This window comes from Streptomyces californicus, from assembly GCF_000717645.1.
Taxonomy (GTDB): Bacteria; Actinomycetota; Actinomycetes; order Streptomycetales; family Streptomycetaceae; genus Streptomyces; species Streptomyces californicus.
This window is the reverse complement of sequence record NZ_JNZZ01000003.1, coordinates 296,737-319,685: the sequence shown is the minus strand read 5'-3', so window position 1 is coordinate 319,685 and position 22,949 is coordinate 296,737. Positions and strand designations below refer to the sequence as shown.

Genomic DNA, 22,949 nt, shown 5'->3' with positions numbered 1-22,949 from the left:
GGGGTCCCTGCGGGTGGCAGCGCAACCGGGCGGGTCCCTGCGGGTGGCACCGCGGCCGGGCGCGGTCCGTGCGGGTGGCAGCGCAACCGGGCGGGCCGCTACCTCCCCCGCGCGCCGCCCCGGCTCACAGCTCGCCCTTGCGGGTGAGCTGGTTGAAGGCGAGCCACCCCGGCAGCACCGGCAGCCACAGCGTCATCACGCGGTACAGCAGCACCGCCGGCGCCGCGACCTCCTTCGGCAGCCCGACCGCGATCAGGCCCAGCGTCAGGGCCCCCTCGACCGCGCCCATGCCGCCGGGGGTCGGGGCGGCCGAGCCGAGGGCGTTCCCGGCCAGGAAGACCACCGCGATGCTCGCGTAGCTCAGCTGCGGCACGTCCGGGCCGCTGAACGCCCGGATCGAGGCGTCCAGACAGAGCACGAACAGGCTGGTCAGCAGCAGCATGCCGCCGATGCCGGTGAGCAGCTTCTGCGGCCGCTGCACCACGTCCAGCATGCGCGGCACGACCCCGGCGAACAGCGAGCGCACCCGGGTCACCACGAACTTCCGCAGGAACGGGATCGCCGTCACCACCAGCACCAGCACCGCGACGGTGAGCAGACCGGCGATGACCGTACGGGACGGGGTCAGCGAGTCCGGGGTCTTCTCCGTCCCCGTGAGGTAGCCGAACAGAGCCAGCAGCATGATGTGGGCACCGAGCCCAAACAGCTGCGAGGCCCCGACGCTCGCCACCGCGAGACCGGGGCGCACTCCGGCGCGCTGGAGGAACCGGGTGTTCAGCGCCACGCCCCCGACCGCGGCGGGCGCCACGATCTTCACGAACGACCCGGCCACCTGCGCCTGCACGGTCTTCAGGAACGACACCCGCTCCGGTACGAAGCCGAGCAGGCTCATCGCCGCCGCCACGTAGCTCAGCGCCGAGAAGCCCAGGGCGGCCGCCACCCAGCCCCACCGGGCCTGTTCCACGACCGTGAAGTCGGCCTGGGTGACCTGGGAGATGAGGAAGTACGCGGCGATGGCCCCGGCGATGAAGCTGAACAGGGTGCGCGCCTTGATCCGCTCCAGCCGGACCGGCTCGACCGGCGCCTGCGGGCGGATCAGCAGCACCTGACGGCGGATCTGGGCGAGCAGATCCTCCTCGCGGGCCTCCTCCAGCGCGTCGTCGATGGCCCGCTTCTCGGCCTGCTTCTCGTTCCGCAGCGTCTTGCGCTCGGCCTTGGCGTCGGCCTTCGCATCCGCCTTGGCGTCGGCCTTGGACAGCGCCTTCGACGGTTCGGCCGCCGCGTCCGCGCCCAAGCCCGCACGTTCCTCCGGCGCGGCCTCCGCCGCGTCCCTGGCCCTGGCCTGCTTCGCCGCCTGGGACGCCTCCAGCACCGCGTCCCGCTCGCGCTGCGAACGCTCGCGGGCGATCCGGCGCAGCGTCGCCCGGGTCGAGCGGCTCAGCGCGATCGGCTGGAGCAGCGGCAGGCAGTCCGCCACCGCGTCCGGCCCGAGCACGGCCAGCGCCCCGGCCACCGACCGCTCGGCCCCCACGCGCAGCCCCAGCGTCGTCAGCAGCTGGGCCACGTCCATCCGCAGCACCAGATCCCCGGCGGCGATCTCGCCGCCGCGCAGATCCGTCACGAACGCCCTGCCGGAACGATCCACCAGGATCGCGTCACCGGTCAGCCTGCGGTGCGCGATCCGCCGCGACTGGAGCGCCTCCACCTGACGCCAGGCGCCGCGCACCAGGTCGTCGGTGATCTCCTCGTCCTCCATCTGATCCAGCGACCGGCCGCCGATGTGCTCGTAGACCAGCATCACCGCGTCCGGGCCCAGCTCCGACGTGGCGATCAGCTTGGGGGCGTTCGCCCCGGCGGCGATGGCCGCGTACGCCAGCAGCGCCTCCTGCTCCAGCGCCTGGCGCAACGACTGGATGGAGCGCCGCTGGGTGAGCGTGCGCAGCGTCAGCCGCCGCCAGGCCCGGTAGAAGAACCCCTGCGCCTGCTGCTCCCGGTCGACGACGGTGACGTCCAGCGGCGGCCCGTCCTCCAGCGTGACCAGGTAGCGCCGCCCCCGGTCGCCCTGGTCGGCGTTGTCCTTGTCCGGTACGTCGTCGGCGCGCATCGCCGCGACCGGGTGGAAGCCCACGTGCCGCAGGCCCGCCATCAGGTGCTGGCCGGTGGGCCGGACGTTGGGCGAGCCGACCGCGTACAGCGTGCCGTACGCGACGGTCCAGCCGATCAGCACGGTGAGGATGATCGAGAACGGTGTGGTGTACCCGCCGACCAGCATCGCGAACGCGTCGAGCAGCAGCACCACCCACAGCACCACGCGCCAGCGCGGCCGCCGGGCCATCCCGACCGCCGTCATGTACGCGATGACCGGTGCGAGGTAGCCGTGCACCGGGTCGGTCAGCCCGCCGGTCGTCGCCTGCTGGGTCAGCGCGTCCTGGATGGTGCGGGGCGCGGCCTGCGACACCCACAGGTCGGTGGCGAGCGTCACGCCGTGGGCGAGCACGGCGGCGAGGACGCCGTCCGCGATGCGCAGCCCGTCGCGTTTGATGAGGCGTTCGATGGCGAAGGCGACCGGGACCAGCAGCACCGCGATGCTGGACACCAGACCGGCGAGCTTGATCAGCAGGTCGGGGGCCTGCTCGGTGCCCTTGGAGATGTCGTCCTCAAGGCCGGTGGTGGTGCCCTGGGCGAACGCGGCGATCGTGAACAGGACCGCGATCGCGAGGACCCCGATGAGCAGCCGCATCAGGTCGGAGGGGCGGTGCACCCGGGCGGGGAGCAGCGGCTCGTCCCCGGAGACCCGGTCGGAGTGCGCGGCGTCGGCCGAGGCGAGCGTCGAACCCGCCAGGTGCCCGGTGCCGGACACGGTGGGCCCGTCGGGGCGGAGCGGACCGTGTCCGGCACCGGACACGACGGGCACGGCGGAACCGGGGTCCGCGGCGGACGCCGAGGTCACCGGGGGTCCGGAAGCGGCGGGAGGTGCGGAGGCCACCGGGAGGTCGGAGCGCACGGGGGTCTCGGAAGCACCCTGCGGGCGCTCCCCGGCATCGGAGGCGTCCGCCGCCTTCGGTGGCTGCACGCCCTGCTCCTTCGTCGCCTCTGGTTCGTCTTCGTGTTCTGGTATCACCGGTCACCGCTCGCATGATGGTGGCACGGCCTTCGGCCCGGGGGAGGCATCAGGGTGCGCCGCACGCGCGCGGGATGCGCAACATACGCTCCTTTGCCCCCGGGCGCACACTGTGTACCGGGACGTGAACCGTTCCGGTAGGGCTGTCGGTGGCGTACGGCAGGATGGGACGGATGAGCCAGGACCAGACGGGCGGGGGCGGCCCCGGCACCGCCCCGGCCGGCGGCGGACCGCCGGAGTACGCGGAGCTGCCCGCCTACGCGGAGCGCGTCCTCGACGTGGCCGATCTCATCCCGCCCGGCCGGGTGATGACGTACGGAGACGTCGCGGAGTGGCTCGGCGACGGCGGCCCGCGCCAGGTGGGCCGGGCCATGGCGCTGTACGGATCGGCCGTGCCGTGGTGGCGCGTGGTCCGCTCCGACGGGACGCTGCTGCCCTCCCACGAACTGCGGGCGCTGGAGCACTACCGCGCCGAGGGCACCCCGCTCCGCGAGGCGTCGCGGCAGGCGGAGGGGCACATCCCGAAGCTCGACATGCGCCGTGCCCGCTGGGACGGACGGGGCGTGGAGGGCGCCGGAGGGGCCGGCGGCGAGGGCGAGGAAGCTCACACCTGACAGCTTCCGCCATCGGCTCCCGGTGGCGGCGGCCCGACCCGGCGGGGAGCCGGGCGCAGGCCCCGTGAGCACGCGGAATCCGGCCGCCGATCGGGCGAGGCGCCCGGGGGGAACGGGGCCGGGAGCGGCGGGCAGGCCGGGGACGGGCGCGGCGGACGTGACGAGTGACGCAGTACGGCCACCGCCTTCCGCGCCTCCGCAGGCGTAGCGTCGTCATCGCTCGGCACGCTCCGCTCCCTTCCTCTCCCCGTCGTCGGCCGACGACCAGCACGCGACCGTCACCCGTACATCCGCACCGCACACCCGCACATCAGCAGATCCGCACCGCACATCCGTACATCCGCACCGCACCCACCAGGACCGGCGATCCACGTGAGCTCCTCCACCACCCGGCACAGTCCGCACCGTGCGTCACGGCAGCGGACCACGGGTGCGTACCGTCTGGTGCGCACGCCGCCCGGTTCCGTGGAACCCCCTCTCCTGGACGCAGGCCAGCGCGCGGTGGTTGATCACACCGAGGGGCCGCTGCTGGTCCTCGCCGGACCCGGCACGGGCAAGACCACCACCCTCGTCGAATCCGTCGCCGCCCGCGTGGAGCGGGGCGGCGACCCGGCCCGCATCCTCGTCCTCACCTTCAGCCGCAAGGCCGCCGTCGAGCTGCGCGACCGGATGGCCGCCCGGCTGGGGGCGGCCCGGGGTCCGCAGGCCACCACCTTCCACTCGTACTGCTACGCCCTGGTCCGGGCCCACCAGGACGCCGACCTCTTCGCGGACCCGCTGCGGCTGCTCTCCGGGCCCGAGCAGGACGTCACCGTCCGCGAACTGCTCGCGGGCCAGCTCGACCTGGAGAAGGAGGGCCTGGCCCATGTCCGCTGGCCGGCCGAGCTGCGCGCCTGCCTGACCACCCGCGGCTTCGCGGACGAGGTGCGCGCCGTGCTGGCCCGCAGCCGTGAGCTGGGGCTCGGCCCGGACGCGCTGGCCGCCTTCGCCCGCCGCACCGGCCGCCCGGACTGGTCGGCGGCGGCCCAGTTCCTCGCGGAGTACCTCGACATCCTCGACGCCCAGGGGGTCCTGGACTACGCCGAGCTGGTGCACCGGGCGGTGCTGCTCGCGGAGCGCCCCGAGGTGGCGGCCGAACTGGCCGACCGCTACGACGCGGTGTACGTCGACGAGTACCAGGACACCGACCCGGCCCAGGTGCGCCTGCTGCACGCGCTGGCAGGGAACCGGGGGCGCGCACCCGGCGCGCGCGCCGTACACCCGGGGCGCGGAGAAGCCACCCCGGACCGGGGGCGTACGCGGGAGGGCCGGGGCGGGCGGACGCTGGTCGCGTTCGGCGACCCCGACCAGTCGATCTACACGTTCCGGGGCGCCGACGTGAACGGCATCCTCGACTTCCCGGACGCCTTCCGGCGCGCGGACGGGACCCCCGCGCCCGTGGGCGTCCTCACCACCTCGCGCCGCTCCGGGGCCGGCCTGCTCGCCGCGACCCGGCTGCTGACCCGCCGGATGCCGCTGACCCGGCTGCCCGCCGACCGGGTCCGCGCCCACCGCGAACCGGCCGCGGTCCGGGAGGGCGGCCGCGTCGAGGCGTACACCTATCCGACCTCCTCCACCGAGCTGGAGAACATCGCGGACCTCCTGCGCCGCGCCCATCTGGAGGACGGGGTGCCGTGGCAGGAGATGGCCGTGCTGGTACGGGCCGGGGGCCGCTCGCTGCCCGCCGTACGCCGTGCCCTCACCTCCGCCGGGGTCCCGCTGGAGGTCGACGGTGACGACGTCGCGCTCCGCCACGAACCGGCCGTCGCCCCGCTGCTGACGGCGCTGCGGACGGTGGCCGGGGCGGCCCTGCACACGGGCCGGTCCGAGGAGGCGGCCGAGCGGTCGGAGGGAGCGGCAGGGCTGGCCGACGACACGGTTGAGCGGTCCGGTGAGGCGGCAGGGCAGGCCGAGGAGTCCGATGGGGCGGTCGAGGCGGCCCTGCGTACGGGCCGTTCCGAGGAGCCGGCCGAGCGGTCCGGAGAGGCGGTCGACCCGTCCGGTGAGGCGGTCGGGCAGCCCGATGGGCCCGTCGAGGAGTCCGGCACCGACGGGACCGGCGACGCCCCGCCCCGCCCCGTCACTCTGCCCTGGCTCGACACCGAGACCGCCCTCACCCTCCTCGCCTCCCCCCTCGGCTCCATGGACGCCGCCGACCTGCGCCGCCTCGGCCGGGCCCTGCGCGACGAGGAGCGCGCCGCCGGAATCCGGGTCCCCGCCCCCTCCGACGCCCTGCTCGCCCGCGCCCTCGCCGAGCCCGAACGCCTCGTCACGCACGATCCGGCGTACGCCCACGGTGCGCAGCGCCTCGGCGCGCTCCTGCGCAAGGCCCGGGAACTCCTCGAAGGCGGCGGCACCGCCGAGGAGGCCCTGTGGACCCTGTGGAACGGCACCCCCTGGCCCGGCCGGCTGGAGCGGGCCGCCCTGCGCGGCGGCGCCGCCGGGCGCAACGCCGACCGCGACCTCGACGCGGTGTGCGCCCTGTTCGAGACGGCCACGCGCGCCGAGGAGCGCACCGGCGGGCGCGGGGCCCTCAACTTCCTGGAGGAGGTCGACGCCCAGGACATCGCCGCCGACACCCTCTCCCGGCGGACCGCCCGCCCCGACGCCGTACGCCTGATGACCGCCCACCGCTCCAAGGGCCTGGAATGGCGGCTCGTCGTCGTCGCCGGGCTGCAGGAAGGCGTCTGGCCCGACCTGCGCCGCCGGGGCTCCCTCCTGGAGGCGGACCGGATCGGCCGCGACGGACTCGCCGAACCCCTCACGCCCGGCGCCCTCCTCGCCGAGGAGCGCCGCCTCTTCTACGTCGCGGCCACCCGCGCCCGCGACCGCCTGGTCGTCACCGCGGTGAAGGCCCCCGCCGACGACGGCGACCAGCCCTCCCGCTTCCTGACCGAACTGGGCGTCGAACCCCGCGACGTCACCGGCCGCCCGCGCCGGCCCCTCGCGGTCGCCGCGCTCGTCGCGGAGCTGCGCGCCACCACCGTCGACCCGGGCGCCTCCGACGCGCTGCGCGAGGCGGCCGCCCGCCGCCTCGCCCGGCTCGCCGCGCTCACCGACGACGAGGGGCAGCCGCTGGTGCCCGCGGCCCATCCGTACCGCTGGTGGGGCCTGGAGGAGCCGACCCGGTCCGCCGTCCCGCTGCGCGACCGCGACCAGCCGGTCACCCTCTCCGGCAGCGCGCTGGACCAGCTCGCCAACACGTGCGCCCTCCAGTGGTTCCTGGGCCGCGAGGTGAAGGCCGACGCCCCGGCCACCGCCGCGCAGGGGTTCGGCAACGTCGTCCACGTCCTCGCCGACGAAGTCGCCTCCGGCCGGACCCCCGCCGATCTCGACGTCCTCATGGAGCGCCTGGACTCCGTCTGGAACGGCCTCGCCTTCGACGCCCCCTGGAAGTCCGACCAGGAGAAGGACCAGGCCCGCGCCGCCCTGGAACGCTTCCTGCACTGGCACGTCCTGGACCGGGCCGGCCGGACCCCCGCCGCGAGCGAGCACGACTTCGACGTGACCCTGGAGGCGGGGGAGTACGCCGTCCGCATCCGGGGCTCCATGGACCGTGTCGAGCAGGACGCCGACGGCCGGGCGTACGTCGTCGACTTCAAGACCGGCAAGGGCGCGCCCACCAAGGACGAGGTCGCCGCCCACCCCCAGCTCGCCGTCTACCAGCTCGCCGTCCGCGAGGGCGCGGTCGACGAGGTCTTCGACGGCCGGCGGCCCGAGCCGGGCGGCGCCGAGCTGGTCCAGCTTCGCCAGCCCGCGCCCAAGAAGGAGGGCGGCGACGCCTTCCCCAAGGTCCAGGCCCAGGAACCCCTGGCGGGGGAGTGGGTCTCCGACCTGCTCGCCACCGCCGCCGGGAAGGTCTTGGACGAACGGTTCACGCCCACCGTGGGCGCCCACTGCGCCCACTGCACGTTCCGGGCGTCGTGCAGCGCCCAGCCGGAGGGCCGACAGGTGGTGGAGTAGCCGCCGCTTCCGGCACCGGGTCGTGGAGCAGCCGCCGTGTCCGCTTCGGCTTCCGTCCGGGATCCCGGGGCGTCCGCTGCGGCTTCCGTCCGGGGCCCCGGTGCGTCCGGGATGTCGGCGCGCCCGGTTACCGTTGTCCGGGTGTCCCCGCGCATCACCGATCCCGAGCAGCTCAAGGAGCTCCTCGGGATCCCGTTCACCCCGGAGCAGACGGCCTGCATCATCGCGCCGCCCGCCCCGCAGGTGATCGTGGCCGGGGCCGGGTCGGGCAAGACCACGGTGATGGCCGCCCGCGTGGTCTGGCTGGTCGGCACCGGACAGGTCGCCCCCGAGCAGGTCCTCGGCCTCACGTTCACCAACAAGGCCGCCGGCGAGCTGGCCGAACGCGTCCGCAAGGCGCTGATCGCCGCCGGGGTCACCGACCCCGACGCCATCGACCCGGACAACCCCCCGGGCGAGCCCACCATCTCCACGTACCACGCGTTCGCCGGCCGCCTCCTCACCGAGCACGGGCTGCGCATCGGCCTGGAACCGTCCACCCGCCTGCTGGCCGACGCCACCCGCTACCAGCTCGCGGCCAAGGTGCTGCGCGAGGCCCCGGGCCCGTATCCGGCGCTCACCCGCTCCTTCTCCACCCTGGTCAGCGACCTCCTGGCGCTCGACGCGGAGCTGTCCGAACACCTCGTGAGGCCGGGGACGCTGGAGGCGTACGACACCGAGCTGCTGCGGGACCTGGCCGACGCCAGGCTCAGCAACGCCGACCTGCGCAAGATCCCCGAGACCGCCGAGGCCCGCCGCTCGCTCCTCGGCCTCACCGAGCGCTACCGGGCCGCCAAGCGCGCCCGCGACCTGCTGGACTTCGGCGACCAGATCGCCCTCTCCGCCGAGCTGGCGCTGACCCGGCCCGAGGTCGGGCGGATCCTGCGGGACGAGTTCCGCGTCGTCCTCCTCGACGAGTACCAGGACACGTCGGTCGCCCAGCGCCTGCTGCTCTCGGCCCTGTTCGGCGGAGGCAGTGGCAGCGGCGGGGCCGGCGGCGCGGGCACCGAGGCAGGCGGAGGCAGTGGCGGCAGCGGCGTCGGGGGAGGCGGTGACGGTACGGAGCCGGGTGTGCCCCGGCCCGCGCCCACCGGCCACGCGGTGACCGCCGTCGGCGACCCCTGCCAGGCGATCTATGGCTGGCGCGGCGCGTCCGTCGCCAACCTCGACGACTTCCCCGAGCACTTCCCGCACGCCGACGGCGCCCCCGCCACCCGCTACAGCCTCAGCGAGAACCGGCGCAGCGGTGGCCGGCTCCTCCAGCTCGCCAACGGCCTCGCCGAACCGCTGCGCGCGATGCACGAAGGCGTCGAGGCCCTGCGGCCCGCGCCCGGCGCCGAGCGCGACGGCGTGGTCCGCTGCGCCCTGCTGCCCACCCACACGGAGGAGATCGACTGGCTCGCGGACTCCCTCGCCCACCTGGTCCGCACCGGCACCCCGCCGGGCGAGATCGCCGTCCTGTGCCGTACCGCCGGGGACTTCCCCGAGATCCAGGCCGCCCTGGTCGCCCGGGACATCCCGGTCGAGGTCGTCGGCCTCGCCGGGCTGCTCCACCTGCCCGAGGTGGCCGACCTGGTCGCCGTCTGCGAGGTCCTCCAGGACCCGGGGGCCAACGCGTCCCTGGTCCGCCTCCTCACCGGGCCCCGCTGGCGCATCGGCCCCCGCGACCTCGCGCTCCTCGGCCGCCGCGCCCGGCTCCTGGTGCACCGGGCCGGCCAGGCGGACGGCGCCGACGCCGACCAGCGGCTCGCGGACGCCGTCGAGGGGACGGACCCGGCCGAGGTGATATCGCTCGCGGACGCGCTGGACACCTTCCTGGTGGCGGGGGACGTGGCCGACGACGGGCTGCCGTTCTCCGCCGAGGCCCGCGTCCGCTTCGCCCGCCTCGCCCGGGAACTGCGCGACCTGCGCCGCTCCCTCGCGGACCCCCTGATGGACGTGCTCCACCGGGTCCTGGCCACCACCGGTCTGGAGGTCGAGCTGTCCGCGTCCCCGCAGGCGCTGGCCGCCCGCCGCCGCGAGACCCTCGGCAACTTCCTGGACCTGGCGGCCCGCTTCGCCTCCCTGGACGGCGAGGCGTCGCTGCTCGCCTTCCTCGGCTTCCTGCGGACCGCCGCCCAGTACGAGAAGGGCCTCGACAACGCGCTGCCCGGCGGCGAGAACACCGTCAAGGTCCTCACCGCCCACAAGTCCAAGGGGCTGGAGTGGGACGTGGTCGCGGTCCCCGGGCTGGTCACCGGCCAGTTCCCCAGCGGCCAGTCCCGGGACGCCTGGACCGCCCAGGCCAAGGTGCTCCCGCACGCCCTGCGCGGCGACGCGGCGACGCTCCCCGCCCTGGACACGCACGATGGCCTCGACGCCAAGGGGATCAAGGCGTTCAAGGCGGAGATGAAGGAGCACCAGCACACGGAGGAGCTGCGCCTCGGCTACGTCACCTTCACCCGCCCCCGCTCGCTGCTCCTCGGCTCCGGCCACTGGTGGGGCCCGTCCCAGAAGCGCACGCGCGGCCCGTCCGCCTTCCTGGAGGCGCTGTACGAGCACTGCGCCGCCGGGTACGGCGAGATCGAGGCGTGGGCGGACGAGCCCGCCGAGGGCGAGGAGAACCCGGCCCTCGCCGAGCGCGACGCGGACCTCGCCTGGCCGCTCCCGCTCGACGCCGACGCCCTCGCCCGTCGCCGGGCCGCCCGCGACACGGTCCTGGCCCACCTGGAGCACCTCGCCGGGCGGGAGGACGAGCGGGAGCCGGCGTACGCCCCCGAACCCGACGACGTACCGGCGCACGAGCCCTGGGACGACGAGCCTCCGCTCGACGAGCCGCCGGCCGACGAGGACTGGGACTGGGACGCGCTCCCCACCGAATGCCCTCCCGGCCCGCCCGAGTCCGGCGCGGGCCCGGCGGACACGCCCCCGCGCACCGAGTCCGCCCCGGACCCGGCGGACGCGCCTCCGCACCCCGAGTCCGCACCGCACATCCCGGCGGCCCGCCACGCCCAGGAAACCGCCGACCCCGTCGACCGGCTCACTCCCGAGGAGGCCCGCACCCTCGCCTCCTGGGACCGGGACCTGGAGTCCCTCGCCGGCGAGCTGCGCCGCGCCCGCGCCACCGTGCGCGAGGTCGTCGTCCCCGCCTCGCTCTCCGCCACCCAGCTGCTGCGCCTGGCCGAGGACCCCGACGCCTTCGCCCGGGAGCTGGCCCGGCCCATGCCCCGCCCGCCGCAGCCCGCCGCCCGCCGGGGCACCCGGTTCCACGCCTGGGTGGAGTCCCGGTACGAGGAGCTGCCGCTGCCCCTGCTCGGCCCCGACGAACTGCCCGGGGGCGACGGGAGCCACGCGGAGATCGCCGACGAGCGCGACCTCGCCGAGCTGAAGGAGGCGTTCGAGCGCACCGCGTACGCCCGGCGCACGCCGTACCGCGTGGAGACCCCCTTCCAGATCACCCTGGCGGGCCGGGTGATCCGGGGCCGTATCGACGCGGTCTACCGCACGGGTGACGCCTACGAGATCGTCGACTGGAAGACCAGCCGCCACCGCACGGCCGACCCGCTCCAGCTCGCCGTCTACCGGCTCGCCTGGGCCGAACTGCACGGTCTGCCGCTGGACGAGGTCACCGCCACCTTCCTCTACGTACGCACCGGGGAGACCGTCCGCCCCCGGTCCCTGCCCGGCCGGGCGGAGCTGGAGCGCATCCTGCTGGACGAGCCGGCCCCCGAGGACGGCTAGGCTCAAGAGCATGAGCGAGACCCCGGACAGCGCCGTCCGCACGTACACCGAACAGCACCGCGCGGCCTTCCTCGACGACCTGGCCGCGTGGCTGCGCATCCCCTCCGTCTCCGCGCAGCCGGAGCATGCCGGGGACGTATGGCGCAGCGCCGAGTGGCTGAGCGCCAAGCTCAAGGAGACCGGGTTCCCGGTCGCCGAGATCTGGGAGACCCCCGGCGCCCCGGCGGTCTTCGCCGAGTGGCCGAGCGAGGACCCCGGAGCCCCGACCGTCCTGGTCTACGGCCACCACGACGTGCAGCCCGCCGCCCGCGAGGACGGCTGGGCCACCGACCCGTTCGAGCCGGTGATCCGCGACGGTCGGATGTACGGACGCGGCGCGGCCGACGACAAGGGCCAGGTGTTCTTCCACACGCTCGGCGTCCGCGCCCACCTCGCCGCGACCGGCCGCACCACCCCCGCCGTCAACCTCAAGCTGCTGATCGAGGGCGAGGAGGAGTCCGGCTCCCCGCACTTCCGGGCCCTGGCCGAGCAGCACACGGACCGGCTCGCCGCCGACGCGGTGATCGTCTCCGACACCGGCATGTGGGACGAGGACACCCCGACCGTCTGCACCGGTATGCGCGGCCTCGCCGAGTGCGAGATCCAGCTGTACGGACCCGCCCAGGACATCCACTCGGGATCGTTCGGCGGAGCCGTCCCCAACCCCGCCACCGAGATCGCCCGCCTGGTCGCCGCCCTCCACGACGAGGACGGCCGCGTCGCGATCCCCGGCTTCTACGACGGGGTCGCCGACCTCACCGACACCGAACGGGCCCTCTTCGCCGAGCTGCCCTTCGACGAGGCCACCTGGCTGCGCACCGCCAAGTCGGGGGCGGCGGCCGGCGAGGCCGGGTACTCCACGCTGGAGCGCGTCTGGGCCCGCCCCACCGCCGAGGTCAACGGCATCGGCGGCGGCTACCAGGGCGCCGGCAGCAAGACGATCATCCCCTCCTCCGCCCTGGTGAAGATCAGCTTCCGGCTGGTCGACGGCCAGGACCCCGACCGGATCCAGGAGGCGGTCACCGCCTGGACCGCCTCCCGCGTCCCGGCGGGCATCCGGCACGCCATCGCCTTCCAGCCCGCCACCCGCCCCTGTCTGACCCCGCTGGACCACCCCGCCCTCCGGGCCGTGGCCCGCGCGATGGGCCGCGCCTTCGACCGGAAGATCCTCTTCACCCGGGAGGGCGGTTCGGGACCCGCCGCCGACCTGCGGGACGTCCTCGGCGCCCCCGTCCTCTTCCTCGGCATCTCCGTGCCCTCCGACGGTTGGCACGCCCCCGACGAGAAGGTCGAGCTGGACCTCCTGCTCAAGGGCGTGGAGACGACCGCGTACCTGTGGGGCGAGCTGGCCGCCGCGCTCGGCCGATGAACCCGCCCCACCTCCGTACAGCCCGATCCACCCAGGGGGAGTAGGAAGCACCTGTGAGCACCTTCGACAACGCCACCCCGGACCGCCCGATCGGCCTCACCGCGCCGAGCGGCGTCGACCGCGCGGCCCACCATCGGCTCGACGAGGCATGGCTGTCCGTGGCCTGGAGCCACCCGACGACCCGCGTCTTCGTCGTCTCCGGCGGCCAGGTGCTGATCGACGACACCCCCGAGGGCGGTACCGAGATCGTCATGACCCCGGCCTTCGAGGCCCCGGTCACCGAGACCCACCGGTACTTCCTCGGCACCGACGAGGACGGCGTCAGCTACTTCGCGCTCCAGAAGGACTCACTGCCCGGCCGCATGGACCAGTCGGCCCGCCCCGCCGGGCTGCGCGAGGCCGGACTGCTGCTCGGACCGCGCGACGCGGGGCTGATGGTGCACGCCGTCGCCCTGGAGAACTGGCAGCGCCTGCACCGCTTCTGCTCCCGCTGCGGCGAGCGCACCGTCATCGCGGCGGCCGGCCACATCCGCCGCTGCCCGGCCTGCGGGGCCGAGCACTACCCGCGCACCGACCCGGCGGTCATCATGCTCGTCACCGACGACCAGGACCGGGCCCTGCTGGGCCGCCAGGTGCACTGGCCGGAGGGCCGCTTCTCCACGCTCGCCGGGTTCGTCGAGCCGGGGGAGTCCATCGAGCAGTCCGTGGCCCGCGAGGTCTACGAGGAGGCGGGCGTCACCGTCGGCGAGGTCGAGTACATCGCCAGCCAGCCGTGGCCGTTCCCCTCCAGCCTGATGCTCGGCTTCATGGCACGGGCGACCACCTTCGACATCCAGGTCGACGGCGAGGAGATCGAGGAGGCCCGCTGGTTCTCCCGCGAGGACCTCACCGCCGCCTTCGAGTCCGGCGAGATCATGCCCCCGTTCGGCATCTCGATCGCGGCCCGGCTGATCGAGCTCTGGTACGGCAAGCCGCTCCCGAAGCCCGGCGCCGCGAAGCGGACCGGCTGACCGCAGGACGCCCGGCAGCGGGCGCGGGGCGGTCGGATCCCGGCCCCACGGGTGCGCTCGCCCCCGGACGCACGACTGCCCCCGGCGGTGCCGGGGGCAGGGGGCGTCGGCCGTCCACGGGTCAGGCGGCGAGCGCCTGCTTCACCTGGGCCAGCGAAGGGTTCGTCATGACCGACTCGGTGCCCGAGGGGGACACGATCAGCAGCGTCGGGACTGTCTGGTTCCCGCCGTTCGCCTTCTCGACGAAAGCGGCCGACTCCGGGTCGTGCTCGATGTTGACCTCGTTGTACGCGATGCCCTCGCGGTCCATCTGGCTCTTCAGCCGACGGCAGTAACCGCACCAGGTGGTGCTGTACATCGTCACAGTGCCCGCCATGTCGCTGGCGCTCCTTCGTCTCGTCCGTACCGCTGCGCGGCCGGCAGCGTCCCGTGCGGCCCGGCCCCTGTCCGCGGCCGTCCCGCACGGTCAGAGAACGTACGGGACGAGGCTCCCATTCCCCAACGGAGGCGACTTCCCCCAGCGAGGAGCCGGTCCCGGCACATGGAATCCGGCCGTTCGCCGACCGTCGCGCGCACCCCGCACCGCCCCTCCGCCCGGCCCGTACCGGTACGACGAATGCCTCACCCCTGTGGACAACCGCCGCATCCGCCCCCGGGGACCTGGCAGCATGGCGGGGTGACAGCAGCAACGCACTCCACCCTCTTCCCGCAGGTTCCCGACACCCCGGACGCCGTGCTCGACGGGCTCGACCCCGAGCAGCGCGAGGTGGCGCTCGCCCTGCACGGACCGGTGTGCGTGCTGGCCGGAGCCGGTACGGGCAAGACCCGCGCGATCACCCATCGCATCGCCTACGGGGTGCGCGCCGGCATCCTCCAGCCGGCCACCGTGCTCGCCGTCACCTTCACCAACCGGGCCGCCGGAGAGATGCGCGGCCGGCTCCGCCAGCTCGGCGCGACCGGCGTCCAGGCGCGGACCTTCCACTCCGCCGCGCTCCGGCAGCTCCAGTATTTCTGGCCGAAAGCAGTCGGTGGTGAGCTGCCCCGGCTGCTGGAGCGGAAGGTGCAGCTGGTCTCCGAGGCGGCCGCCCGCTGCCAGATCCGGCTCGACCGCACCGAGCTGCGCGACGCGACGAGCGAGATCGAGTGGGCCAAGGTCACCCAGACCGTCCCCGCCGACTACGCGGCGGCCGTGGTCAAGGCCCAGCGGGACGCCCCCCGCGACCCGGCGGAGCTCGCCCAGATCTACTCCACGTACGAGCAGCTCAAGCGCGACCGCTCGGTGATCGACTTCGAGGACGTGCTGCTGCTGATGGTCGGCATCCTCCAGGACCGGGCGGACATCGCGGAGCACGTGCGCGGCCAGTACCAGCACTTCGTGGTCGACGAGTACCAGGACGTCAGCCCGCTCCAGCAGCGGCTGCTCGACCTCTGGGTCGGCGACCGGGACGACCTCTGCGTGGTGGGCGACGCCAGCCAGACGATCTACTCCTTCACCGGGGCCACCCCCGACCACCTGCTGAACTTCCGCACCCGCCACCCCGGGGCGACCGTGGTCAAGCTGGTCCGCGACTACCGCTCCACCCCCCAGGTCGTCCACCTCGCCAACGGCCTGCTGAGCCAGGCCCGCGGCAAGGCCGCCGACCACCGCCTGGAGCTGGTCTCGCAGCGCGACAAGGGCCCCGAGCCGGTCTACACGGAGTACGGGGACGAGCCCACCGAGGCCGAGTCCACCGCCCGCCGCATCCGCGACCTCATCGCCGCGGGCGTCCCGGCCGGCGAGATCGCCGTGCTCTACCGCGTCAACTCCCAGTCCGAGGTCTACGAGCAGGCCCTCGCCGACGCCGGGGTCCCCTACCAGCTGCGCGGCGCCGAGCGGTTCTTCGAGCGGGCGGAGGTCCGCGAGGCGGGCACCGCCCTGCGCGGAGCGGCCCGCGCCGGGGGCAACGACTCCCTGCTCGACGGGGCGGACGACCTGGCCGCCCAGGTGCGGGCGGTGCTCTCCACCAAGGGCTGGACCACGCGTCCCCCCGCCGGGTCCGGCGCCGTGCGCGACCGCTGGGAGTCGCTGGCCGCACTGGTCCGGCTCGCGGAGGACTTCGAGGCGGCCAGGCCGGGGGCGACGCTCACCGACCTGGTCCGCGAGCTGGACGAACGGGCGGCCGCCCAGCACGCGCCCACGGTCCAGGGCGTCACGCTGGCCTCCCTGCACGCGGCGAAGGGCCTGGAGTGGGACGCCGTCTTCCTGGTCGGTCTCACCGAGGGCATGATGCCGATCGCCTACGCCAAGACCGACGAACAGGTCGAGGAGGAGCGCCGCCTGCTGTACGTCGGCATCACCCGCGCCCGCGTGCACCTCTCGCTCTCCTGGGCGCTGTCCCGGTCCCCGGGCGGCCGGGCGAGCCGTCGGGCCACCCGCTTCCTGAACGGGCTGCGGCCGGGCTCGGGGACCGTCGGCGCGCGCGGCGGGACCGGCGGCGGCGGCGGTATCGACCGGGGCACCGCCAGGACCGCGGCGAACCGGGCCCCGGCGGTCGAGCGCAAGCCCAGGAGCCCCGTGCGGTGCCGGGTCTGCGGGCGGACGCTGACCGACGCGGGCGAGATGAAGCTGATGCGCTGCGAGGACTGCCCCTCGGACATGGACGAGGGACTGTACGAGCGGCTGCACGACTGGCGCGCCGCCCAGGCGGCCCTGCTCGGCCAGCCCGACTTCTGCGTCTTCACCGAGAAGACGCTCATGGCGATCGCGGAGGCCGTCCCGTCCACGGAGGGCGAGCTCGTCGTCATCGCCGGCGTCGGCAACCGGAAGCTGAACCGCTTCGGCACCGATGTTCTGGCCATCTGCGCAGGTGAGACCGTCAATGACGAGGCCCCGCAGGACACCGACGAGACCTGAGGAAAACTCGTCCAGAAAATAGTTTGCGCGCGCACCCGCCGCCACCATAGGTTCTTAACCACGGAAACAGCGGCTTCTCCGAAGCCCGGATTCCGTGCTGTACTTGGCTGTACACATCCGCATACGCAGGACCGGCTTCGGCAGGTCCCCCTAGACGCCGAGAGGAGGCGATTGAAGTGATCAGCATCATCGGAACCCAGAAAATGACCGATCTCTCGGTCGTCTCCGCCTGCTCGCTCGGCCTCACCCGCTCCTCGGCTGTCTCGTTCCACGCCACCGGTCTGTCCGGCGTCTCCGCCGTCCGTCCGCTGGCCCCGACGAGCCTCCCCGTGACGCGGGAGCGTAATGAGCGACCGATCCAGGCACCGGCGGCAGCAGGAGTGAAGGCAGCGCAGGCTCAGGCCTATGCCTTTGCGGCAGCCGGTGCCGGATTCACCAAGCAGACGCAGCAGCACCACACCATGTGGGCCTTCCGTGGGCCTGAACCCTGGAGCGATCCAGCCTGATCCAGCATCAGGCCGGCGCCTTCAGGGCCGCGGAACCCCACTCGGGATCCGCGGCCCTTTTGTTTTGTCCGAACGGACGAGACGGAACGAAGGAGCCTCGGGACAAGCAGGACCTGGTACCAGCAGCCGCCAACCGGCCGACCGGCCGGCACGACCAGACGAGGACACCACCCACCGTGCCCATCGAGACGCACGCCCCGTCAGTACCGCTCACCACCCCGATCGCGCCGCCCGGCTCCACGGAGGACTCCACCTTGACCCCGCTCACCACGCTCACCGCGCTCGACGACGCCATCGAGAACCTCGGCGTACCGGTTCCCTGCCGCTCCTACGACCCGGAGGTCTTCTTCGCCGAGTCGCCCGCCGACGTCGAGTACGCCAAGTCCCTCTGCCGCACCTGCCCGCTCGTCGAGGCGTGCCTCGCCGGGGCGAAGGACCGCCGCGAGCCGTGGGGCGTCTGGGGCGGCGAGCTGTTCGTCCAGGGTGTCGTCGTCGCACGCAAGCGCCCCCGTGGCCGTCCGCGCAAGAACCCGGTCGCAGCGTGACCGCGACCTGTGGGGTCCCCGCCCCCACACGCCGGCTGCGGATCGGAACGATCGATCACCCCCACACCCATGACCCTCGGAATCAGGCACCAATGAGCACCCCCACGAAGGAGCCCGTCGGCTCCGCCACCCCCGACGTGACCATCACCGGCGCGAACGACTCGCGTCAGAACAGGACCCGCGAAATGCAACTCATCCCCGAAGCCCTGGCCCGTGCGCATATGCACGAGCGCCTGCGGGAGGCCCAGGACGACCGCCGGTCGGCTCGCCTGGTCACCGCCCGCCGGATGCAGCGCCGAGCGGAGCGCGCCTCGCTGCGCGCCCGCCGCGCGCTGGCCATGGCGGTCATGCACTGACCATCGGCACCACCCCAGCGGGGCCGCCCGACCAAGGGCGGCCCCGCCGTGCGTCTGGCCTGGCTTCGCCATCGGCGGCCCGGCCGTGCGTCGAGCCCGGCTCGGCGATGCGCCGGGCTCCGCCCTCGCGGCAGCCGGGCCCGCCCGGCGTCGGACCCCGGTCACCCGAGCCCCCCTACATCGGACCTACGGTCGCCCGGGCCTGCCGCCCTACGTCGGACCTACGGTCGCCGGGGCCCGGGGCTATCGTCGAAGAGTGGACGAGGAGCCCGATCCCCCCGAACAGCCCGGCCGCCCCGACCCCCGGGAGGGGTTTGGCAGCCCCGGCCGACAGGACCGCCCCGACGCTCTGAAGCAGCCCAGCCGGCCCGAGCAGCCCGGCCGGTCAAGCACTGAGGAAAGCCCCGGCCGCCCCGAGCCGCCCGGCTTGCCAGGCGCCGAGGAAGGCCCCGACCGGCCCGCGCAGCCCGGCCGCCCCGGCACCGAGCAAGGCCCTGTCGACCCCGGCACGGAGGATCCCGGCGGCAGCCCCGGCGCCAAGGAAGGCCCCGCCCGCCCCAGCCCGGAGGGACGGGTGGTGTGCGCCCGCTGCGGGACGGTCGCCGCCAGTGACACCGCCCCACCCACCTGGCTCTGCTCCGTGGAGGAGGGACACCGCCTCCACTTCTGCGAAGGCTGTGCCCGCCTCCACATCCGCGCGATCGAGAGCCGCCTCGATTCCCTGTGGTGGTGACCACCGACAGCGCGCCGCGGCCTCCTACGCCTCGACCGCGTCGCCCTTCCGCTCGGAGCCGCCTTCGTTCCCGGCATGCTCCAGGGCCTCGTTGTCACCAGCCGCGCCCTCCGCCTCCGGGCTCTCCCCCTCCGCGCGCTCTGCCCTCGCGCCCTCCGCCTCCGGGCTCTCTTGTGCCGGCAGAGCCTCCGGTTCCTCTCCCTCCAGGAACTCTTCCGGCTCCTCCTCCACGAGGAACCCCGGCAGCCACGCTTCGAGCTCGTCGCGCATCCGGACCGTGGCGCCGAGCTGGCACAGCACTCCGATCGTGCTCAGCGTCACCCGGTGTATCAGGACGTAGGACGGAGGAAGGTTCAGCTGCCTGCCGAGCTGGTGGGCGGGGGAGCGCGGGTCGGCTATCCGGGCCGCCTGCTCACGGAGCCAGCCCCGGGTGAAGGTGAACTCCTCCACCTGTGTGGGCTCGATGATCGGCAGCAGATAGTCGAGCACCGCGTCCGGATCCAGGTCGATCGACTCCTTCACGAAGCCCTCTTCGCGCAGCAGCCGGTACACCCCCGCCGCATCACCCTCCAGAGCCAGTCGCAAGGAGTCGCCGATGGTCTGCGGAAGCCCGCCGGGAAGGCGGTCGACCGTGCCGAAGTCCAGCACTCCGAGCCGCCACTCACTCTCCGGATCGCCCTCCTCCGCCGGCAGCAGCCGGAAGTTGCCCGGATGCGGGTCGGCGTGGAGCAGTCCGGTGCGCGCCGGGCCGGAGAAGAGGAAGCGGGCGAGCAACTGCCCAGCGCGGTCCCGCTGTTCCTCCGTCCCCTCCGCGACGACCTCGGAGAGCGGGATCCCGTCGATCCACTCCGTCACCAGCACCTGGTCGGACTGGTGCACCACCTGCGGGATCAGCACGTCGGGGTCGTCCGCGAACTCCGCCGCGTGCTCCCGCTGTGCCTGCGCCTCCAGCTCGTAGTCCAGCTCCTCCGACACCCGCTCGCGGAGCTCCTTGATCAGCGGCTTGATGTCCATTCCCGGGACCAGTGGCCCCAGCAGCCTGGCGAAACGGCTGAGCTGGGCCAGGTCGGAGAGCAGGGCCTCGCCCGCGCCCGGGTACTGCACCTTCACGGCGACCGCACGGCCGTCGTGCCATACCGCCCGGTGCACCTGTCCGATCGAGGCTGCCGCCGCCGGTGTGTCCTCGAACTCCAGGAAGCAGTCCCGCCAGTCCTCGCCGATCCGTTCGGCGAGCACTCCGTGGACCGTGCGTGCGGGCAGCGGGGGCGCCGCCTCCTGGAGCTTGGTCAGCGCGGCCCGGTAGGGACCCGCGATCTCCTCGGGGAGGGCCGATTCGAAGACCGACAGGGCTTGGCCCAGCTTCATGGCCCCGCCCTTCAGCTCTCCCAGGGTCTTGAACAGTTGGTCCGCCGTGCGCTGCTGCACCTCCCGGGCGACCAGCTCGGCCGACTTCCCGCCGATCCGCTTGCCCAGGCCCCAGGTGGCACGGCCGGCGAAGCCGAGCGGAAGCGCGGCCAGCTTGGCCGTACGCGTTACCGCCTTCCGGGGAAGATCAGACATGTGCCCCTCCAGTTCCCAGACTGCCGTGCCGCTCCGGTCTTCAGTGTCGCTCCGTCGACGGCGGTCACCCCGCCATTGTGTCCTGCGGCTGTGCACGGGTGGAGGCCCGATCCCGGTCAGCCGCTCCGGCCGCCCCGCAGGAACAGTCCACGTGCGGGCCGACCGGCTCGGAGCGCCAGTCCAGCAGGGGGAGCGCGGCCTCCCACCGGGACCCGGTCGTCGCGGGGAGGTCCCCGTCCAGGAACGCCAGGGCATGGGCCGCGGCCAGCCCGGCGACCGCTGTCGCGAGCGCCAGATCGCAGGCGGGCACCGCGCCCCGCCGCCCGGAACGCCACTGCGCCAGCATCCGGGGCCACTGCGGATCCCGGTCCGCGCGACGCAGTTCCAGGCAGCCCGCGCAGCCGGTGCCCCCGGGCAGGACGAGCGGGCCGACCACCCCGGTGGCCTCGATCACCCCCGCGTAGAGATGAGGAGTGCCCGACGCGATCCAGGGAGCGGCCGTGTCCACGGGCGGCGCGTACACGGCGAGGCCGTCCCGGGGCGCGACGACGATCAGGGACAGGGGCGGCTCCCCGCCGCTGCCCGCACGATCGGCCCCCCTGTCCGCCCGCGGCGCGACCGTCCCCGGCTCCGCCCTCGACCCGCGCCTTCCCGGGCCGGACAGATCGCCGGGCGGCCCCGTCCCGCCCGCTCTGCTCCGTGGGCCCGGCCCGGGGGCCGAACGCCGGACGAGTCGTCCGGCCGCCACATCGCGTCGTTCCCCGACAGCCGCCGGGGGGAGGCCCCCCGGCGCCACGTCCCAGAGCTCGGCGCGGCCCCCGTCGAGCACTTCCACCCGGCCCACCCCCGCACCGGACAGCACCGAGGCGATGGACGCCCCGACCCGGCCGGCGCCTCGTACCTGGACCCGCATCTCCCGCCTGGCCGCCATCCGGCGCAGCCCGCCGCCCGGCTCGGGCCGGACGACCGACAGCGAGGCCACGTCGGGACGCTGGCGGCTCATCACCTCGGCGCGTCGACGCAGCACATCGGCCTCCGGCCCCGCCGCTCTCGGATCGTCGAGCAGGCCGGCCTCCGTCAACCGGTCGAGCAGCAACCGGACATGATGTTCCGACAGGCCGAGGGCGTGTGCCTCCTCGTGCAGCAGCGGCAGACCGCGCGTCCCGTCGAGCAGTTCCAGGAAGCTTCCCGTCGCGATGTCCACCGGGCCGAGCGCCACGGCGTGCGCGGGTGTCACACCGAACTGGACGGTGTTCCGTCCCCGCCAGGCGCGTCGCAGTGCGGGCTTCAGCATCGGATACATGACGTCTCCCCCGAATGAGGTCATGGGCGCGGAAGCACCCGCCGGTCCGGTGATCCACGCGGCCTTCCGCAGGACCACCGCCAGAATGCGGTCCCGCATCGAACTGTGCGCGAAGTTATCCACAGGCGGGGTCCGATTGTCGTGCTATCGCGCCCGCCCGCTGGAGCGGATGTCCGCCCGCCCGCTCCGGAGCGAGCCTCCCGAAGCCCGCCCCGGCCTGCCCGCACCCCCCCCGGACCGCTCGCAGCCCGCCCCGGCCTGTTCGCCCCCCCCCCGAACCGTTCGCAACCCACCCCCGGACCGCTCGGCCCGCCGCCGGGACCGTTCGCGGCCCACCCTCTCGGACCGTGCGCGGCCCACCCATGCATCTCCGAGGACCGTCCCGGGGCGGGACTTCTTCCGCGGGCAGCGGGTAACGTCGAGGAGTGCCTGCCGACCCGTTGCCCGGCCTCGCCGGGGAGATTCCCGCGCGCGAAGCCGGAAGCCCCCCGTACGAAGCCGGAAGCCCTCCGCGCGGCGCGGAGAGCCACCCGCCCCGCGCCGCGGCGGCGAGCGCGGTCGAGGTCCGCAGGAGCACCCGGCGCAGGAAATCGGTCTCCGCGTACCGGGAGGGCGACCGCACGATCGTGCTGATCCCCGCCCGGATGTCGCAGGCGGAGGAGCGGCGCTGGGTGGGCGTGATGCTGGACAAGCTCGCCGCCCAGGAGAGCAGGCGCGTCCCGGGCGACACCGAGCTCTCGGAGCGCGCCGCACAGCTGTCCGCCCAGTACTTCGACGGCCGTGCCATCCCGGTGTCGGTGCGCTGGGTGACCAACCAGAACACCCGCTGGGGCTCGTGCACCCCGGCCGAGGGCAGCATCAGGCTCTCGCACCGGCTGCAGGGCATGCCGGAGTACGTGATCGACTACGTGCTCCTCCACGAGCTGGCGCATCTGCTCGTCCCCGGACACGGTCCGGAGTTCTGGCGACTGCTGGAGGCGTACCCCCGTACCGAGCGCGCCCGGGGGTTCCTGGAGGGCGTGGTGGCGGCCGAGCGGCTGCCCCGCCCGTCGGCCGCGCCCGAGGAGTGACCGGTCCCCGACGCGTTCGCCGATTCTGTACCGGGTGTGTACCGGCTTGGCCCGATGTCGTCGTTTGCG

General features: G+C 74.3%; 15 protein-coding genes. 11 read left to right on the top strand and 4 right to left on the bottom strand.

Annotation, left to right across the window (positions count from 1 at the left end; translation table 11 throughout):
• Window positions 1-124 precede the first annotated feature (124 nt).
• Window positions 125-3,073, bottom strand: coding sequence for a lysylphosphatidylglycerol synthase transmembrane domain-containing protein (locus IF19_RS0106360; protein WP_030113668.1), 2,949 nt, complete (start codon window positions 3,071-3,073; stop codon window positions 125-127).
• A gap of 221 nt (window positions 3,074-3,294) precedes the next feature.
• On the opposite strand from IF19_RS0106360, the gene IF19_RS0106355 reads away from it, so the two are divergent.
• The 5 genes from IF19_RS0106355 (at window position 3,295) to nudC (ending at window position 13,914) form a co-directional block, all read left to right on the top strand.
• Window positions 3,295-3,735, top strand: a complete 441-nt coding sequence (locus IF19_RS0106355; RefSeq protein WP_030113667.1) for an MGMT family protein — start codon at window positions 3,295-3,297, stop codon at window positions 3,733-3,735.
• A gap of 372 nt (window positions 3,736-4,107) precedes the next feature.
• A complete protein-coding gene (locus IF19_RS0106350; RefSeq protein ID WP_030277700.1) occupies window positions 4,108-7,737 on the top strand; it encodes an ATP-dependent helicase in 3,630 nt (1,209 codons plus the stop codon).
• A 141-nt stretch (window positions 7,738-7,878) separates the two neighbouring features.
• Window positions 7,879-11,496, top strand: coding sequence for an ATP-dependent helicase (locus IF19_RS0106345; protein WP_030113664.1), 3,618 nt, complete (start codon window positions 7,879-7,881; stop codon window positions 11,494-11,496).
• A gap of 10 nt (window positions 11,497-11,506) precedes the next feature.
• Window positions 11,507-12,904 carry a dipeptidase gene (locus IF19_RS0106340; RefSeq protein ID WP_030113663.1) on the top strand — a complete coding sequence of 466 codons (1,398 nt, stop codon included), beginning with the start codon at window positions 11,507-11,509 and terminating at the stop codon, window positions 12,902-12,904.
• A gap of 53 nt (window positions 12,905-12,957) precedes the next feature.
• Window positions 12,958-13,914 (top strand): NAD(+) diphosphatase, encoded by a 957-nt coding sequence (gene nudC / locus IF19_RS0106335; protein WP_030198546.1) that lies wholly within the window; start codon window positions 12,958-12,960, stop codon window positions 13,912-13,914.
• Between the two features lie 121 nt (window positions 13,915-14,035).
• On the opposite strand, the gene IF19_RS0106330 is transcribed toward nudC, so the two are convergent.
• Complete coding sequence (locus IF19_RS0106330) at window positions 14,036-14,290, bottom strand: glutaredoxin domain-containing protein (protein ID WP_030113660.1); 255 nt, start codon at window positions 14,288-14,290, stop codon at window positions 14,036-14,038.
• Window positions 14,291-14,530: 240 nt separating this feature from the next.
• On the opposite strand from IF19_RS0106330, the gene IF19_RS0106325 reads away from it, so the two are divergent.
• From IF19_RS0106325 to IF19_RS1000000137380, 5 genes are all read left to right on the top strand, one after another.
• Window positions 14,531-16,807: an ATP-dependent DNA helicase UvrD2 gene (locus tag IF19_RS0106325; RefSeq protein WP_078580425.1), complete on the top strand. Its 2,277-nt coding sequence runs from the start codon at window positions 14,531-14,533 to the stop codon at window positions 16,805-16,807.
• 176 nt (window positions 16,808-16,983) lie between these two features.
• Window positions 16,984-17,313, top strand: a complete 330-nt coding sequence (locus tag IF19_RS0106320) for a hypothetical protein (protein WP_030113658.1) — start codon at window positions 16,984-16,986, stop codon at window positions 17,311-17,313.
• A gap of 176 nt (window positions 17,314-17,489) precedes the next feature.
• Window positions 17,490-17,858: a WhiB family transcriptional regulator gene (locus IF19_RS0106315; protein ID WP_030113657.1), complete on the top strand. Its 369-nt coding sequence runs from the start codon at window positions 17,490-17,492 to the stop codon at window positions 17,856-17,858.
• Window positions 17,855-18,214 (top strand): hypothetical protein, encoded by a 360-nt coding sequence (locus IF19_RS0106310; RefSeq protein WP_371822380.1) that lies wholly within the window; start codon window positions 17,855-17,857, stop codon window positions 18,212-18,214. Before IF19_RS0106315 ends, IF19_RS0106310 begins: the two co-directional genes overlap by 4 nt.
• Window positions 18,215-18,641: 427 nt before the next feature.
• The gene (locus tag IF19_RS1000000137380; RefSeq protein ID WP_136975130.1) at window positions 18,642-18,947 is read left to right on the top strand and encodes a hypothetical protein; all 306 of its coding nucleotides are present in this window, start codon (window positions 18,642-18,644) and stop codon (window positions 18,945-18,947) included.
• A 24-nt stretch (window positions 18,948-18,971) separates the two neighbouring features.
• Here the strand turns inward: IF19_RS1000000137380 and IF19_RS0106300 are convergent, their stop codons facing one another.
• Window positions 18,972-20,507, bottom strand: coding sequence for an ABC1 kinase family protein (locus IF19_RS0106300; RefSeq protein ID WP_234313162.1), 1,536 nt, complete (start codon window positions 20,505-20,507; stop codon window positions 18,972-18,974).
• A 64-nt stretch (window positions 20,508-20,571) separates the two neighbouring features.
• Window positions 20,572-21,810 (bottom strand): TOMM precursor leader peptide-binding protein, encoded by a 1,239-nt coding sequence (locus IF19_RS0106295; protein ID WP_030113653.1) that lies wholly within the window; start codon window positions 21,808-21,810, stop codon window positions 20,572-20,574.
• Window positions 21,811-22,235: 425 nt separating this feature from the next.
• Between IF19_RS0106295 and IF19_RS0106290 the strand changes: the two genes are divergently transcribed.
• Window positions 22,236-22,880, top strand: coding sequence for a M48 metallopeptidase family protein (locus tag IF19_RS0106290; RefSeq protein ID WP_030113652.1), 645 nt, complete (start codon window positions 22,236-22,238; stop codon window positions 22,878-22,880).
• The last annotated feature ends 69 nt before the right edge of the window (window positions 22,881-22,949 follow it).